The organism is Mycolicibacterium fluoranthenivorans (assembly GCF_011758805.1).
GTDB classification, from domain to species: Bacteria; Actinomycetota; Actinomycetes; order Mycobacteriales; family Mycobacteriaceae; genus Mycobacterium; species Mycobacterium fluoranthenivorans.
Genome location: NZ_JAANOW010000001.1, coordinates 458,561 through 473,567 on the forward strand (window position 1 = coordinate 458,561; position 15,007 = coordinate 473,567).

General features: G+C 67.4%; 15 protein-coding genes. 9 read left to right on the top strand and 6 right to left on the bottom strand.

Features of this window, described 5'->3' with window-relative positions:
• Positions 1–40 precede the first annotated feature (40 nt).
• On the top strand, positions 41–2,323 hold the full coding sequence (locus tag FHU31_RS02245) for an alpha/beta hydrolase family protein (RefSeq protein WP_167155373.1): 2,283 nt from the start codon (positions 41–43) through the stop codon (positions 2,321–2,323).
• Positions 2,324–2,334: 11 nt separating this feature from the next.
• Here FHU31_RS02245 and FHU31_RS02250 read toward each other — a convergent pair whose 3' ends face one another.
• From FHU31_RS02250 to FHU31_RS02260, 3 genes are all read right to left on the bottom strand, one after another.
• Entirely contained in the window at positions 2,335–3,417 is a 1,083-nt protein-coding gene (locus FHU31_RS02250) for a phosphodiester glycosidase family protein (RefSeq protein WP_263988191.1), read from the bottom strand.
• A gap of 105 nt (positions 3,418–3,522) precedes the next feature.
• On the bottom strand, positions 3,523–4,803 hold the full coding sequence (locus FHU31_RS02255; RefSeq protein ID WP_167155379.1) for a PQQ-dependent sugar dehydrogenase: 1,281 nt from the start codon (positions 4,801–4,803) through the stop codon (positions 3,523–3,525).
• Positions 4,784–5,545: a pirin family protein gene (locus FHU31_RS02260; RefSeq protein WP_167155382.1), complete on the bottom strand. Its 762-nt coding sequence runs from the start codon at positions 5,543–5,545 to the stop codon at positions 4,784–4,786. The genes FHU31_RS02255 and FHU31_RS02260 overlap by 20 nt, the downstream gene beginning before the upstream one ends.
• A 69-nt stretch (positions 5,546–5,614) precedes the next feature.
• Here FHU31_RS02260 and FHU31_RS02265 point away from each other — a divergent pair, with 69 nt between their 5' ends.
• Positions 5,615–6,067 carry a MarR family winged helix-turn-helix transcriptional regulator gene (locus tag FHU31_RS02265; RefSeq protein WP_167155385.1) on the top strand — a complete coding sequence of 151 codons (453 nt, stop codon included), beginning with the start codon at positions 5,615–5,617 and terminating at the stop codon, positions 6,065–6,067.
• A gap of 4 nt (positions 6,068–6,071) precedes the next feature.
• Positions 6,072–6,404, top strand: coding sequence for a maleylpyruvate isomerase family mycothiol-dependent enzyme (locus FHU31_RS32130; RefSeq protein WP_167155388.1), 333 nt, complete (start codon positions 6,072–6,074; stop codon positions 6,402–6,404).
• Here FHU31_RS32130 and FHU31_RS02275 read toward each other — a convergent pair.
• Positions 6,401–7,978, bottom strand: a complete 1,578-nt coding sequence (locus tag FHU31_RS02275) for a methyltransferase regulatory domain-containing protein (protein ID WP_167155391.1) — start codon at positions 7,976–7,978, stop codon at positions 6,401–6,403. The two genes, FHU31_RS32130 and FHU31_RS02275, sit on opposite strands and share 4 nt — an antisense overlap.
• A gap of 118 nt (positions 7,979–8,096) precedes the next feature.
• Here FHU31_RS02275 and FHU31_RS02280 point away from each other — a divergent pair, with 118 nt between their 5' ends.
• Positions 8,097–8,873, top strand: a complete 777-nt coding sequence (locus FHU31_RS02280; protein WP_167155394.1) for an SDR family NAD(P)-dependent oxidoreductase — start codon at positions 8,097–8,099, stop codon at positions 8,871–8,873.
• A 54-nt stretch (positions 8,874–8,927) separates the two neighbouring features.
• Here the strand turns inward: FHU31_RS02280 and FHU31_RS02285 are convergent, their stop codons facing one another.
• A complete protein-coding gene (locus FHU31_RS02285; protein ID WP_167155397.1) occupies positions 8,928–10,052 on the bottom strand; it encodes an NDMA-dependent alcohol dehydrogenase in 1,125 nt (374 codons plus the stop codon).
• Between the two features lie 128 nt (positions 10,053–10,180).
• On the opposite strand from FHU31_RS02285, the gene FHU31_RS02290 reads away from it, so the two are divergent.
• Both FHU31_RS02290 and FHU31_RS02295 read left to right on the top strand, forming a co-directional pair.
• Positions 10,181–10,672: a VOC family protein gene (locus FHU31_RS02290; protein WP_167155400.1), complete on the top strand. Its 492-nt coding sequence runs from the start codon at positions 10,181–10,183 to the stop codon at positions 10,670–10,672.
• Between the two features lie 183 nt (positions 10,673–10,855).
• Positions 10,856–11,281: a hypothetical protein gene (locus FHU31_RS02295; protein ID WP_167155403.1), complete on the top strand. Its 426-nt coding sequence runs from the start codon at positions 10,856–10,858 to the stop codon at positions 11,279–11,281.
• Between the two features lie 23 nt (positions 11,282–11,304).
• Here the strand turns inward: FHU31_RS02295 and FHU31_RS02300 are convergent, their stop codons facing one another.
• Positions 11,305–12,309 carry a sigma-70 family RNA polymerase sigma factor gene (locus FHU31_RS02300; RefSeq protein WP_167155406.1) on the bottom strand — a complete coding sequence of 335 codons (1,005 nt, stop codon included), beginning with the start codon at positions 12,307–12,309 and terminating at the stop codon, positions 11,305–11,307.
• 52 nt (positions 12,310–12,361) lie between these two features.
• Between FHU31_RS02300 and FHU31_RS02305 the strand changes: the two genes are divergently transcribed.
• Genes FHU31_RS02305 through FHU31_RS02315 form a run of 3 tightly spaced genes read left to right on the top strand, consistent with a single transcriptional unit; the run spans position 12,362 to position 15,004 of the window.
• Positions 12,362–13,201: an alpha/beta hydrolase gene (locus FHU31_RS02305; protein ID WP_167155409.1), complete on the top strand. Its 840-nt coding sequence runs from the start codon at positions 12,362–12,364 to the stop codon at positions 13,199–13,201.
• The gene (locus FHU31_RS02310; protein WP_167155412.1) at positions 13,198–14,232 is read left to right on the top strand and encodes an alpha/beta hydrolase family protein; all 1,035 of its coding nucleotides are present in this window, start codon (positions 13,198–13,200) and stop codon (positions 14,230–14,232) included. The genes FHU31_RS02305 and FHU31_RS02310 overlap by 4 nt, the downstream gene beginning before the upstream one ends.
• A gap of 43 nt (positions 14,233–14,275) precedes the next feature.
• Entirely contained in the window at positions 14,276–15,004 is a 729-nt protein-coding gene (locus FHU31_RS02315) for a DUF2786 domain-containing protein (protein WP_167160521.1), read from the top strand.
• Positions 15,005–15,007: the final 3 nt, after the last annotated feature.

Below are 15,007 nucleotides of genomic sequence, written 5' to 3' on the forward strand. Positions count from 1 at the left end.
CCTGTGCGTCGGCTGGGAGGCTACGGGGAGGCACGTAAGCATGACGGGGAAACATCGCGCGGCGGGGGAGCGGACCAAGCGGCTCGCGGTCGTGGGGGCCGCAACCGCGACGGTCACCGCCCTGACGGTGGGAGCGGCCGCGCCCCAACCGGTGCAGACGCGTCCGGAGTTGCGTCTGGTACACGATCAACCGCTGCATCTCACAGCGTCGACAAGCCTGTTCCCGAAGCCGGGCGAACTGCGGGATATCACTGGCGGCCTGGGTAATACGGTCTACAACGAGGTGCAGGACCTGTACGCGACCCTCGCCAAGGCGTTGGTCGGCAGGGTGAGCGTGCCGGCCCTGACCGGCGGGCTGCACATCAACATCGGCGATGTGCTGAACCAGATACCGGTGGACCTGCTCGATCAGGTGCTCGGTGCGGTGAAGATCGATCTCGGGTCGCTGCTCGACGGGGCGCTGCCCCCCGGGGTATCGGACGCCTTGGTCGGCGTCCTGGACCTGCTGAACATCACCGACTCGGCCGGCAACGTCTCGCTCAGTGCGCTACTCGGTCTCATCGGGCTTGATGTGTCGAATATCGTGGATCTGGCGAACACGGATGTGGCCGGGGTCAAGATCATCACCCCGGGCCCCACCTTCGGCCTGCTGAAGATGCTGGGGCTGGATATCGGGTGGACGCCCGGTACCCCCAATGCCGTTGCCCAGGCCATCAATTCGACACCGTACCTGGATATCAGCGGCGACGGTCTGCTCGACATCGTCTTCAAGCAGGCCAAGGACGCCCTCGACGTGCTCGGGCCGCTGGGCGTACCGCTGCAGCTGGCGGTGAATCTGCTGCACGCGGTGACCGACGCCCTGCCGCTGGAACTACTCGACGTCACCGACGTGCGCATCCCTATTGTCGCCGGTATCGGCCTCGGTGCTTTCTCCACCGGAGCGTCGTATTCGAAGATCCTGAGCGAGTTGGGATTCCAGCCCGGCGGCGCCAAGGCGAGCCAGCATCCGCTGGTCGGTGGCTTCACTATTCTGCCGATGGTGCTGTTGAACAATCTGGGCCGGGCCAACGGTGGTCTGTTGTCCCGGTTCTACCCGCTGGGGGATCTGCTCGGCATCGACCTGCTGACCCCGGAAACGGGGGCTGTGCGCAGCGGCGGAATTCCGTTGCTCAACACCGGACTGGCGGTCGGCGGGGCGAATCTGGTCCCGATCAAGATCGATGCGACCGCGCAATACCAGCCGTTCTCCGACTTCGCCGCATGGCCGAATCCCTTCTCGCTGGCCAACAACCTGATGGCCGGAACGGTGGGCGCCACCTACATCCTTCGCGGCTTGACGCTCGACACCATCCTCAACCAGGTGGGGGACGAAGTCGGCGATGCGGTGGGTAACGTGACCGCCGGAAATCCGCTGGCGCTCAACCTCTATCTCACGCTGCCGGCGAAGACGCTGCCGCTGTTGGAACCGCTGTACCTCACCGGCGATGTGCTCAACGCGGTGAGCTTCGGCACGCTGGGCACTTTGCCGATCCGGCTCGCCAACGCCCTGACGCCGGCACTGACAAGTCTGGTGAACCTCGGGTACACCGACGTGGTGCGCAATGCCGACGGCACGTACACCAGGACGCTCACCGACGCCGACACCCCGACACCCTTCATGACGTTCCCGCACGTGAATCCGGGCCAAGCGGTCAACGACGTGATCAAGTCCCTGGTCAAGGGGTTCCAGAAGGAGTTCTTCAGTGGCCATCCGACGGCGGCGCCGCCGAACATCGTCAACGAGCTCGTCAAGGTGGTGAAGAGCATCACCAGCGGCAGCTTCGCGAAGGAGCTGACCAAGACGGCCACCGCTGCGGCGTCCGGGCTGGCCGAGGCCAACGCGCTACCGTCAGCTGCGGCACGGACCTTGACGCTCGCCACCGGTCAGACCGCGGAGTCCACCGGTAAGCATGCGGCGACGGCCGCTGACACCAAGGTTGCTGACACCAAGACCGACGACAGCAAGGTCGCTGACAGCAAGTCCGATGACTCGAAGAAGGACGATTCCAAGAAAGACGACTCCAAGAAGGAGGACTCGAAGGAGGACGACGCCAAGAAGGCCGACTCGAAGAAGGACGACACCGCCAAGAACGAGAAGCCGGCCGCACAGGCGAATCCGAAGCCGACGGTCAAGAAGCCCGACCCATTGACCAAAGCGGTCCGCGATATCACCCGTGCGTTCAGCCCGAAGAAGAAGCCGGCCGCTTCGGAGTCGAAGGACTCCGGCACGACGAAGAAGAGCTCCGAGGGCGCGCCATCACGTTCGGCCGGAGAAGCCGCTTAGCCGAACGGTTTTCAATTGAACGCGAGCCAGGCCGGTAGCGCGCGTTCGCGCGAGTCGCACAGCACCTGATAGGTGTCACACGACCCCTTGGGCACGCCGGCCCCGGCCCACATGCCACCGGCATCACGGCGCAGCACGATCGCCGACGATCCGCCACCGTCGAGCAGGATGGCCGTATCGCTGCCCAGGCCCCGGAACAGATCCTGGATCTGGTCCGGGGTGTAGCTGCCGCCCTGGAACACGTACATCTCGTCGCGGCCGCGCGCATAGGCCAGCGCCGTGCGCGCCGCCGAGGGGCCGGGGTCGTTCATCTGACCGGTATCTCCCGGGGCGAGCAGTCCCAGACCGCTGACCGCGACGAAGCGGGTGCCCTTGCTCATCAGGTCGGTGACGACCGGGGTAGCTGCATCGAAATCCTCTGCACCCCTGGGGTTTACCACGAACGGCGCCCCGGACACCGGAAGGATCATCGTCGACAGCGGGGTCCAGATCTCGTTTCCGCCGGACAGGCCCTGCTTGCCGGCATAGGCGATGGTGCCGGTGACGACGGCGTTGGCCTTGCCCTGCCCGCTTGTGTTGTCGACGTACGCCCCGAGCGGGGAACTGCAGCCGGTGGTCTTCCACGAGCCGCCGCGCTGCCCCCTGATGTCGAAGAAATTGGCATTGACGGCGATCGTCGGCCGGCCCAGCGCGTGCCACGCCGCGATCGGGGTGTAGATCTCCGCGGACTGCAGCAGTCCTTCGCCGGTACGTGCGCCCGGTGTGCGTTCGCAGCGGGACTGGTAGCCGGCATGGGAATCGACGAGCAGGCGCGGGGTGAGCCGCGCCGAGGCGCCCTTGATGATCATCAGGTGTCCGCCGTTGCTCATCTCGTACCAACTGCCCGCGGCATTGAGCATCGGTGCCGGATTGCCGGCGCCGAAGTTGTACACCAGGTACGCACCCCGGGTGGTGGCGATCGCGTTCGCCAGCAGTGCGCGGCCGTCTGCCGCTCGGGCGACCGGGGATCCGATGGCCGTGGCAAGCGCCGCGGTGACTGCGACGACCGCAATTCCGGCGCCAAAGCGCAGGAGAAACCGGGTTGTGCTCAGCACGTCGATCCTTCCTGGCAAACTTCGGTCAGATGCTCAGGATAATCACAGCCGGCTCACTGTCAACTTACGTCACGGCCGCATAACGCTTCTGCCACAAGACAATTGCTAGCGCAGCCCCGGCGGCGCCAGGCGGTATACCGCGTCGGCGAGGTCATCCGTGACATAGACCCCGCCATCGGGTCCGACCACCGCGGAAACCGGGCGCCCCCAGCGGGATCCGTCTGCGGACTGGAACCCGCCGAGGAGCGTCTCTGCGGGGCCGAGGATCCCGTTGCGCCATGGCAGGAAGGACACTTCGGGGGCGCGCGGCGGTTGCCGGTTCCAGGACCCATGCACGCCCAGCAACGCCCCGGAGTCGTAGGGGGCAGGCAGCACGCCCTCGGTGAAGCTCATGCCCAGCGGTGCCGAATGTGCGCCGATGGTCTGCTCGACGGGCGGCAGCGACGCGCAGTCGAGCGCGCCGCCGTCGGCGTTGGTCTGGACGTCGCGGATGAACGGGGCGTCGGCGGGGCCGCCGGTGGGATGGCAGAACGGCCAGCCGAGTTCGCGGCCCGGTGTCAGTCGGGCGATGGCTTCGGGCGGATTCTCGGCGACGTAGTCGGGGTGGACCACTCCGGTGGCGGGGTCGGCGATGTTGTCGCGGTTGTTGACGGCCGTCCAGATCGATCCGTCCGGTGCGGTGGCCAGTCCGGTGCCGTTGCGAACCCCGGTGGCGAACACGGTCGCGGGACCGCCGCCGGGCGGAACGCGCATGACGGTCGCCCGTGGCGGGTCGGCCGTCCGGTCCTGTGCCGAGATGTTCCCGGTCGATCCGATCGAAAAGTACACTGCGCCATCGGATCCGGCGGTGACGCTCTTGAGGGCGTGCGAGTACGCGCCGCGCAGCTCCGGGCTGCGTGCGTCGGGCAGCCCGGCCGCGATCGGCCGGGGACCGGTGGCGCTGCCGTCGCGGTAGTCGTAGGTGGTGATCCGATCGCTCTCCGCGACCAGCAGGGTGGAGCCGGTGAAGGACAGGCCGTGCGGCTGGGTGAGACCGCTCAGCAACGGGGTCACCCGCCCTGGTCCTACCGACACCACCTGGCCCGTGCTGGGCAGCGAGACCAGCAGTCGCCCGTCGGGCGCCCACGCCGCCAGCCGCGCCTTGGGCACCCTGGCCCAGACCGATACCGTCCACCCCGGCGGGACCAATGCCTGTCGTGCGGTGTCGAACGGCCGGTGATCGAGGCCGTCGGGGACGGCGACGGTCACCGGCACCAAACCGGCAGGCGCGGCGGCGGGTGCTGTCGTGGCGGCGGGTGGTGGCGGGGTGCTGCCGGCCGCGCACCCGGCCAGCAGCACCACCGCGGCGCTGCACAGGAGGTGTCGGTTACGCGGCCAGACCCGCATGCATCTCCCAGACCAGGATCTCGGCTGGGGTGGTGGCTGTCACCAGCTGGCCGCCGGTGGCCGTCAGCCGGACGGCGTCGCCCTCCTGCAGCGGGCCCGCGCCCTCGAGGGCCACTTCACCGCGGGGTACGAACAGGTGCAGGTAGGGCGCCTGGGGCAGTTCCACGGAGTCGCCGGGTTGCAGGCGGGCACCGTGCAGCGCGGCGAAGCGGTTCTGGATGCTGATCGCGGTCTCGTCGCGATGCTCGGGCATGCCGGAGGCGATGGTGATCAGCTTGCCGCGCAACAACTCGTCGTCGATCTCCATTTGCTGATAGCCCGGCGTGATACCGGACTCGTCCGGGACGACCCACATCTGCACGAAATGCACAGGCTCGGAATGTGTTTCGCCGCCCGTGAGCTTCCAGGAGTCGTTCTTCTCGGAATGCAGGATGCCCCGGCCGGCCGACATTCGTTGCGCCAGTCCGGGATAGATGACCCCGGAGTGCCCGGTCGAGTCCTGGTGCACCAATGAGCCGCGCAGCACCCAGGTGACGATCTCCATATCGCGGTGCGGGTGGGTCTCAAATCCGGCGCCCGGCGTGACGATGTCGTCGTTGTTGACCAGCAGTAGCCCGTGATGGGTGTTGGCGGGATCGTAATGATCGCTGAACGAGAAGGAGTGCTTGGAGTCCAGCCATGAGATCTTCGTGGCCGCCCGGTCGCCGGCGCGGCGGATGTCGATGGTTGCGGTATTGCTCATCGGGTTCTCCTTGCGATTCGATGCCAGCCTAGGTGCCGGTACTGGACACCACAAAATAGATGATATGTCATGTATTCCATGTGGCTGACCGACGACGAACAGCGGATCTGGCGTGACTACCTGACCATGAGCGCCCGACTGCAGGCCGCGATGAATCGGCAGTTACAGGCCGATTGCGGGTTGTCACTGGCCGACTACGAGGTGCTCGTCGCCCTCGAGAAACAACCCGGCTGCGCGATGAACGAGCTCGGTGAGCGGCTCGGCTGGGAACAGAGCCGGGTGTCGCATCAGCTGCGCAGGATGACCGACCGTGCCCTGGTGGCCCGCCCCGGTGCCGACGATGACCGGCGCGTGGTCACGGTGCAGATCACCGCCGCGGGCCGGAAGGCGCTGGCGGTCGCCGCACCCGGTCATGTCGCACTGGTGCGCGCGGTGCTGTTCGACGAGATGAGCGCCGCCCAGGCCGCCGCCGTGGGGCGTTGGCTGGCCGGCGCGGTGCGCAGGCTCGATCAGGCACACTGAGGCAGTGGCCACCGTCCGTGCCCTCGCCTGCGCGGAACGCGAGACGTTCGCGAATCTGTTGGAAAGTCTCACCCCGGAACAGTGGGATGCGCCGAGCCTGTGTCCGGGGTGGACCGTCCGGGACGTCGCGATGCACACCATCGCCTATCTCGGCCAGGGGCGTATCGCCCTGGCCCGCAACATGTTCGCCGCGCGCTGGGATGTCGGCACGCTCAACGCGAATGCCCTTGCCCGCCTCGGGTCTGTTCAGCCCGGGCTGCTGGCGATGACGGGGCGTGCCGCACACCTTTCAGGTGAGCTCGCCGGCGGCGGTGTTGCGCTGCTGGACCGGCGTTAGCCCCGGCGCAGCAGCTTCATCTCCGACAACCGTTGCCGCATCGTGTGCACGTGCTCGACGAGGGCCTCCCGGGTGCCGGCGCCGGCGGTGAGCAGAGCCTCGACCAGTTGAGCGTCATCGCGGCTGCCGTCGAGCAGCGGGAGCAGGAGGCGGTCCAGGGGTTCCAGCGGCACCGTCTCATGCCAGGGGTTGAACGTCGACCCGTCCTCGTCGAGTTGGGTCAATTCGGCCATCCGCCTTGCCGATTCGTCGATTCTCACCGGTTCGCCGGCCGGTTCGGGCAGTACCGGATCGAGGCGGTAGTGGGCCTGACCCTGCATGACGAGGACGCTGGTCAGGTCGTCGATGTGGGCGGGCAGATCGGCACTCGGATGCTCCCCGGCGGCGACGAGGCGCTCACGCACGGTCGCCACCAATTCGTCGTGGGACAGTGTCCACGGCCAGCGTTCGGTGAGCGCATCGAGGGCCGCCTTGATGGCCGGTGCGTTGGTGAACAAGGTGGCGCCGTCGGCCTGCTGGAACTCCTGGCGAGAGGTGTCCAGCCGGGTGGGCCCGTCGAGGGGCGGGACCGTGGCGGCCAGGTGCAGCCGGCGGAAACGGTCGGCGTCAGGGTCATAGCTGATCTGCTGGGCGCGCTCGGCGTGGACGAACAACGACTGCCGGAACGTGCGGTTGGTGACGAAGTCCAGGTATTGCTCCACCAGAACCTGCGCGCCACCGCAGTGTGCGGCCAGGTATTCGGCCACCTTGGGTCCGTGATTGGCCGGGATCATCACTTCCGGGCGGGCCTCACCCAGATACGCCAGCCCGTGCGCGCTGGTGCGGGCGAGCACCTCGTAGAAGTAACGCGGGGTGTTGAAGGCCTCCAACTCGTCGTGCAGCAGGTAGGAATCGCCGAAGCCGTCGTCGGAGGCCCGCCATTCGGCCAGGATGCTCGCCATCACGCCACCGGCCGGCACCACCTCCTCCAGGAAATCGGCCATCCCACGGGCTTGCCGCACCTTCTCGCCCGGCGTCTGGCTGCCACCGCCGGCCAGCAGCATGGCGTCGCGCACGATCTCCTTGGCCTTCCAGCCCGGGTGGCAGTTGTAGCTGAGGTAGGCGACGCCGTCCGCGGACAGCGTCGCCCGGATCATGGCCAGCAGCGCCTCGGCCACGTCATCGGGCACCCAGCTGTACACACCGTGGGCGATGACGTAGTCGAACCGCCCCAGGCTTGTGAGGTCCAGCCGGGCGATATCGCCGGCGATCAACTGCATGTTCTCCAGGCCCAGCGCCGCTACGCGGGCCTGCCCCTGCGCGATCTGCACCTCGGACAGGTCGATCCCCACCACCTCGGCGTCCGGGTGGGTGGCGGCGAACGGCAGGATGTTGCCTCCAGCGGCGCAGCCGATCTCGAGGACGCGGGCGGTGCCGACGTCCGCCGGCGCCAAGCCGAACAGGTGGGCCACGGCCGCCAATGTCCCGGGTGCCGACTGCGGGAAGGAGTTCGAGACATACGGTGTCTGGTCGTAGTCGGAACGGAGCGCATCGACAGCATTGGTGCTGCCGGCAGCGGTGCGGCTGGCGGTCAAGGTGACTCCTGTCTGTGCCTACGCAAAACTGCGGGCACGGTACGCGGCCCAGGTGAATTCGAGGTGCCAGTCGGTGGTCTCTTCCCTACCCACCGGTGGATAGGGATAGTCTGCGGGCGTGGATATCAATGGAGCTAGTGCAATCGTCACCGGTGGCGCGTCGGGTATCGGCGCCGCCGCCGCACGTCAGCTGGCCGCCAAGGGCGCCAGGGTGGTCGTCGCGGACCTGAACGCCGAACGCGGCCAGGAACTCGCGCACGAGATCGGTGGCGTCTTCGTCACCGTCGACGTCACCAACACCGACCAGATCATCGACGCCGTGAACACGGCCACCGATCTCGGCCCGCTGCGCGCCCTGGTGAACTCGGCCGGTATCGGCTGGGCCCAGCGCACCATCGGCAAGGACGGTCAGTTCGAGTCGGCGCACAACCTGGACGCGTACAAGAAGGTGCTCGCGATCAACCTGGTCGGCACCTTCGACTGCATCCGGCTGGCTGCCACCGCGATGAGCCGCAACGAGCTCACCGACACCGGCGAGCGTGGCGCCATCGTCAACCTCACCAGCGTCGCAGCCTTCGACGGGCAGATCGGCCAGGCCGCGTACTCGTCGTCCAAGGGTGGCGTCGTGGGCCTGACCCTGCCGGTCGCCCGGGACCTGTCGGCCGTCGGTATCCGCGTGAACACCGTGGCCCCCGGCCTGATCGACACCCCGATCTACGGGGAGGGTGAGGCGTCGGAAGCCTTCAAGGCCAAGCTCGGCGAGTCGGTGCTCTTCCCGCATCGCCTGGGCAAGCCGGAGGAACTGGCCTCGATGATCATCGAGCTGATCACCAACTCCTACATGAACGCCGAAGTGGTCCGTGTCGACGGCGGCATCCGGATGCCACCGAAGTAGTCACCCGCAAGCGAAAGGCCCCCGCGTGAGCGGGGGCCTTTTTGCGTGCGAGGGTTACCAGTCCGATTCGTCGAACCGGATCACGCCGCGAATGTTGTTGCCGTCCAACATGTCCTGGTAGCCGGTGTTGATATCTTCCAGCTTGTAGGTGCGGGTGATCATATCGTCGATGTTCAGCAGTCCCGACTTGTACAGCGCCGTCAGCCGCGGGGTCTCCACGTGGCTGCTGCCGCCGCCGAAGATGTTGCCCTTCAGCGTCTTCTGCAACATGGTGAACAGGAAGAGGTTCAGCTTCACGTCGGCGTCGAGCATCGATCCCATCCCGGTGACCACACAGGTGCCGGTCTTGGCGGTCAGGATCATCGCCTCTTCGATGTACTCGCCCTTCATCTCGCCGACCGCGATGATGACCTTGTCGGCCATCAGACCGTAGGTGGTGTCGATGACGGGCATGATCGCCTCGGACATCGACGGGTACACGTGGGTGGCGCCGAACTTGATGGCCTGCTCGCGCTTCCACTCGTTCGGGTCGATGGCGATGACGTGCTTGGCGCCGGAGATGACCGCGCCCTGCAGGGCGCTCATCCCGATACCGCCGACGCCGACGACGATGACCGTCTCGCCCGGCTTCACCTCGGCCACATTGGTGGCCGAGCCGAACCCGGTCGGCACCGCGCAACCCATGATCGCGGCGGTCTCGAACGGGATGTCCTTGTCGATCTTGACCACCGAGTCCTTGTGCACCGTCATGTAGGGCGCGAAGGTGCCCAGCAGGTTCATCGGCGACACCTCATGCGACCCGGCATGGATACGGCTGGTGCCGTCGGCGATCGCCTTGCCGCCGAGCAGGACGGCGCCGCGGTCGCACAGGGAGCGGAAGCCCTTGAGGCAGGGCGGACACACGCCACAGGCCGGGATGAACGCGAGGATGACGTGGTCGCCCTCCTCGATCCCGGTGACGTTCTTGCCGACCTTGGTGACCACACCCGCGCCCTCGTGGCCGCCGAGTGCGGGCAGGCCGATCGGGGTGGCGCCGGTGGTGATGTGGTAGTCGGAATGGCACATGCCGGCGGCGTGCATCCGGATCTGGACTTCGTCGGCGACGGGGTCCCCGAGCTCGATCTCATCGACTTTGAACGGCGAATTGAGTTCCCACAGCAGGGCGCCCTTGGTCTTCATGGATTGCGATCATAGAACAGGTTCTAGAAATTGCGTATGTACCGCGATTGAACTGCGTATTCGATAGCTTTACTGAATCGTTCAGGATGGTGTCGATGAATCCGCGGGCCGGCGCGGGTCTACCCCTCATGACTCAGATCAACGCCCAGATCGTGCCCAACCTCTGGTTCGACCGCCAGGCCGAGGAGGCCGCCGCGCACTACATCGCCGCGTTCGGTGGCAACGGCCGGATCGTCACCACCATCGCCTCCCACCCGGACTCGCCATCCCCGCAGGATGTGCCCGTCGTGGTGGAATTCGAGCTCGCCGGTCAGCGGTTCGTCGGGATCAACGGCGGGCCGCAGTTCACCTTCTCCGAAGCGGTGTCGTTGGAGGTGCGGGTCGCCGGCCAGGCGGAACTGGACCGGTTGTGGGCGGCGCTGGTCGAGGGTGGGTCGGAGCAGCCCTGCGGGTGGCTCAAGGACAAGTACGGCCTGTCCTGGCAGATCACCCCCACGGAGTACTACGACCTGGTCACCGAAGGCGATGCTGCGTCCCAGGACCGGCTGATGGCGGCGGTGCTGGCCACCCACGGGAAATTCGACATCGCGGGGCTACAGGCTGCGGCCCGCGGTCGGTGACGGCGATGGATGCCCTCGCGTAGCCGAGGGACCTTCGGCCCCGGTGACTGGTGTCGTTCGCCTCCGGCGGACGGGCCCGACCGAACCTAACTTGGTCTGAATACCTTGGCGCGCGGCAGGCTCGCCAGGGTTGCCAAGGGAAGGTTCGCCGTGACTGAAAATCGTTCTCTCTTAGGCCCTCTGGTGGTAGCCGGACTGGCCTCGGTCGCGGTTCTGATCGGACCGGCGACACCGGCCGGCGCCGACGCGCCGCCGGTGGTCGGGGCCGACTGCGGATCGGGTCAGATCGGCAACTCGGCGACGGCACCTGACGGCGGAGCACTTCGGTGCATCGTGGATGAACAGGGCAAGCTGCACTGGCTACCCGACACCCACGCCGTCTCGACCATTGCGGACCTGCAATCCGCGGGCTACTGGGTGACCGTCGATCGTGCCGGCGACAACCCGCTTCCGGACTGCACGGTGGTCGAGGTGCACAACGCGATGACCACGTCGTCGTTGAACTCCGGGGGGACCTCGCCAGGCGGACCCGGCTCCTACGGCGACAAGCACCAGACGACCATCGTGATCAGCAAGAGCATCGACGTCACGCTCGATTGCACCCACTGATCCACCTACTGATAACCGCCGAATCAGAGCCGTTCGGGCAGCCCGAACGTCGCGAACAACCGCGGCTCCATGAACGCCACCACATGGGAGATCCCGGCCGGGGTGATGTCGAGGACATGGAGCTGGAACGCCTCGTGCGCATCGGTCTGGGGGTTGCGCATGTACATCGCCGCCGCGGGCTGGCCGTTGGCCGTGGTGGGGATGAATCGCATATCGCCGGGGTATTCGGCCGGACACTTGTGCTTCGAGAGCATGCCGATGGCCTCCGGGCCGCGATACCAGGTGTCGAACGGAGGCATCTCCCAGATGGCCTCCTGGGTGAACAGCGTCACCAGTTTGTCGATGTCGTAGGCCTCGAACGCCGCGATGTAGCGGCCCAGCTGCTCCTGGGCCTCGGGGGAGTCCGGTGCCGACAGTGTGTTGTCCGCGCTGGGGCCCACCTCGTCGAGCTGGGCGCGCGCCCGCTGTAGCAGGCTGTTCACCGCGGCAGTCGAGGAGCCGATGGCATCGGCGACTTCGGCTGCGCGCCACTGCAATACATCGCGCAACACGAGCACCGCCCGCTGCCGCGGGGAGAGATGCTGCAGCGCCGCCACGAACGCCAACCGCACCGACTCCTTGGACTCCACCACCTCGGCGGTGTCGGGCAGCGGCTCCAGCCAGGGCACCTCATGGTGTTCGAGGATCTCGGTGGTCGGGTCGGAGCTGTCGGTCCCCAGCCCGGATGGCAGCGGACGGCGCTGCTTGTTCTCGATGGCCGTCAGGCAGGTGTTGGTGGCGATGCGGTAGAGCCACGTACGCGCCGAGGACTTGCCCTCGAAACCGTCGTAGGACTTCCACGCCCGCAGGAACGTCTCCTGCACCAGGTCCTCGGCGTCGTGCACCGAGCCCGTCATGCGGTAGCAGTGCGCCAGCAGCTCGCGTCGGTACTGTTGCGCGTCCGCCAGGAACGCGTCATTGGAGTCGAACTTCTTCGGAGTCTCTGTGAGGACGCTCACGCTGACGAGCTTACGCACCGATACCGACACAGGGGCTACCTCGGCGCCTCCGGCGGTGGGCCATCCCCGTTACGCTCGTCGGGTGGCGACTACCCGCAGTGAACGCAGCTTCGACGGTGTCGCAGGCACCCGCATCGTCTACGACGTCTGGACGCCGTCCACCGAGGCGAACGGGATCGTCGTGCTCTGCCACGGCTACGCCGAGCACGCCCGCCGCTACGACCACGTCGCACAGCGGTTCGGCGAGGCAGGGCTGATCACCTATGCCCTCGATCTGCGCGGGCACGGCCGGTCCGGCGGCAAGCGGGTCTACCTCAAGGACATCTCGGAGTACACCGACGATTTCCACCATCTCGTCGGCTTGGCGACCGCGGCGCACCCCGACCTGAAACGGGTGGTGCTCGGCCACAGCATGGGCGGCGGCGTGGTCTTCTCCTACGGCGTCGAACACCCTGACGATTACGCGGCGATGGTGCTGTCCGGGCCGGCGGTCTACGCCCAGGAAGCGGTGTCCCCGGTGATGACGGTGGTGGCCAAGGTGGTCGGAAGTCTGCTGCCCGGGCTGCCGGTGGAGAACCTGCCCGCCGACGCCGTCTCGCGCGACCCGCAGGTGGTGGCGGCCTACGAGGCCGACCCGCTGGTCCATCACGGCAACCTGCCCGCCGGTATCGCCAAGGCGCTGATCGGCGTGGGCGAGAGCATGCCGCAGCGGGCCTCCGCGCTGACGGCACCCCTGCTCGTGGTGCACGGCGGTCAGGACAAGTTGATCCCGGTCACGGGCAGCGAGCGGCTGGTGGAGTGCGTGGCATCGGAGGACGTCAACCTCAAGGTGTATCCCGAGCTCTACCACGAGGTGTTCAACGAACCCGAGCGCGCACTGGTGCTCGATGACGTGACCACCTGGATCGAGACCAGGCTGTGAGACGGGCCCTGCTGCTGCTGGCCACGCTGGCGTTGGTGGTCGCCGGCTGCTCGTCGGAGGCCAAGAACCCGCAGCCGCCCACGGGCTGGGTCGACGAGGACATCAGCTTCGATGCCGACGGCCTGACGATCCACGGCACGTTCCGCCATCAGAACACCCCGGGACCCGCGGCGCTGCTGATCTCCGAGAGCGGCCAGACCGACCGCAACGGCGACAACGCGGTGGCCGGCCCGGTGGGCAACATGCGCCAGCTCGCCGAGTATCTGTCCGACCATGGCATCGCCACCCTGCGCTACGACAAGGTCGGCACCGGCAAAACCGGTCTGGGCAAGTTCAAGGACCACCCGGCCGAGGTCGGCAGCGCCGTCTACACCGCCGGGGCCCGCGCGGCGATCAGGTTCCTGGCCACCCGGCCCGGCGTCGACACGGCGCATCTGTCGGTATATGCGTTGGGCGAGGGCACCATTCACGCGATGAACCTGGCTACCGACACCGCACCGGACGCGCCCAAGATCCACGCGCTGGGTCTGTTCCAGCCGCTGTCGGCCCGCTATCTGGACATCATCACCGGCCGGGTTCATGCCGACGTCGACGCCGCGGTGAGCTCGGGGGCCAAGACCAGGGCACAGGCCGACGCCGTGGTGGCGGCCTGGAATGCCGCAGTGGCCCAAGCTCGGACGCAGGGCACCGCGCCGGACACGCTGCCCGAGGGCCTGTCGGCGATTCTCAACGCCAAGAACGTGAAGGCCGTGGTCGAGGCCGACTCGATCGATCCGGTGGCCCTGGCCGCGAAGATCCCCGCGGCCACGCCGGTGCTGCTGACCTGCTCGGACGCCGACAACCAGGCCAGTTGCCCGGCGGAGCAGGGGCTGATCGGCGCGCTCAAGCACACCGCCCTGACGGTGGTGGCGCTCAAGGGGGTCAACCACGTGCTGCGCGACGACCCGACCGACAATGTGGCCAACTACGCCAAGAAGGCGCCATTATCCCCCCAATTGACCGACGCGCTGAACACCTTCATCACGAAATAGGCTGTCGGACTGGAGCGTTAACCTGGCGAACGTGAGCGACAAGATGCTGGCCCGGATCGCGGCCCTGCTGCGCCAGGCCGAGGGCACCGACAATCCGCATGAGGCCGAGGCGTTCATGACGGCCGCGCAGCGCCTGGCCACGGCGACCTCGATCGACCTGGCGCTGGCCCGGGCCCACTCGGCGCAGCGCACCAAGGCGCAATTACCCGAGCAGCGCACCATCACCATCGGGTCGGCCGGCACCCGCGGGCTGCGCACGTACGTGCAGCTGTTCGTGGTGATCGGGCTGGCCAACGATCTGAAATGCGATGTCGCCACCAACTCGACCTATGTCCACGCCTACGGGTTCGCCGAGGATATCGACGCCACCCATGCGCTCTACGCCAGCCTGGTGACCCAGATGGTCAAGGCATCCGAGGCCTATATCGGCTCGGGCGAGCACCGGCCGACACCGACCATCACCGCCCGGCTGAACTTCCAGCTGGCCTTCGGCGCCCGGGTGGGGCAGCGGCTGGCCGAGGCCAAGGCCGAGGCCGAGCGTGAAGCCGATCGGCAGGACCGGCCGGGGACGGCGCTGGCCTTGCGTAACAAGGATCTCGAACTGAAATCGTTCTACCGGCAGAGCTCCTCGGCACGCGGCACCTGGCGGGCGAGCAGCGCCTCGTCGGGTTACTCGTCGGCGGCTCGGCGCGCCGGTGACCGCGCCGGGAAGCGGGCCCGGCTGGGGCCCAGCCAGGAGTTGCCCGGTGCCCGGACCCCCTTGTCGCCATGACGT

What these genes read in the sequence shown, in the direction of transcription:
- FHU31_RS02290 (WP_167155400.1), top strand. Translation starts at nt 10,181, where the DNA reads ATGACTCAGATCAACGCCCAGATCGTGCCCAACCTCTGGTTCGACCGC.
- FHU31_RS02255 (WP_167155379.1), bottom strand. Translation starts at nt 4,803, where the DNA reads ATGCGGGTCTGGCCGCGTAACCGACACCTCCTGTGCAGCGCCGCGGTG.
- FHU31_RS02315 (WP_167160521.1), top strand. Translation starts at nt 14,276, where the DNA reads ATGCTGGCCCGGATCGCGGCCCTGCTGCGCCAGGCCGAGGGCACCGAC.
- FHU31_RS02260 (WP_167155382.1), bottom strand. Translation starts at nt 5,545, where the DNA reads ATGAGCAATACCGCAACCATCGACATCCGCCGCGCCGGCGACCGGGCG.
- FHU31_RS02265 (WP_167155385.1), top strand. Translation starts at nt 5,615, where the DNA reads ATGTATTCCATGTGGCTGACCGACGACGAACAGCGGATCTGGCGTGAC.
- FHU31_RS02285 (WP_167155397.1), bottom strand. Translation starts at nt 10,052, where the DNA reads ATGAAGACCAAGGGCGCCCTGCTGTGGGAACTCAATTCGCCGTTCAAA.
- FHU31_RS02245 (WP_167155373.1), top strand. Translation starts at nt 41, where the DNA reads ATGACGGGGAAACATCGCGCGGCGGGGGAGCGGACCAAGCGGCTCGCG.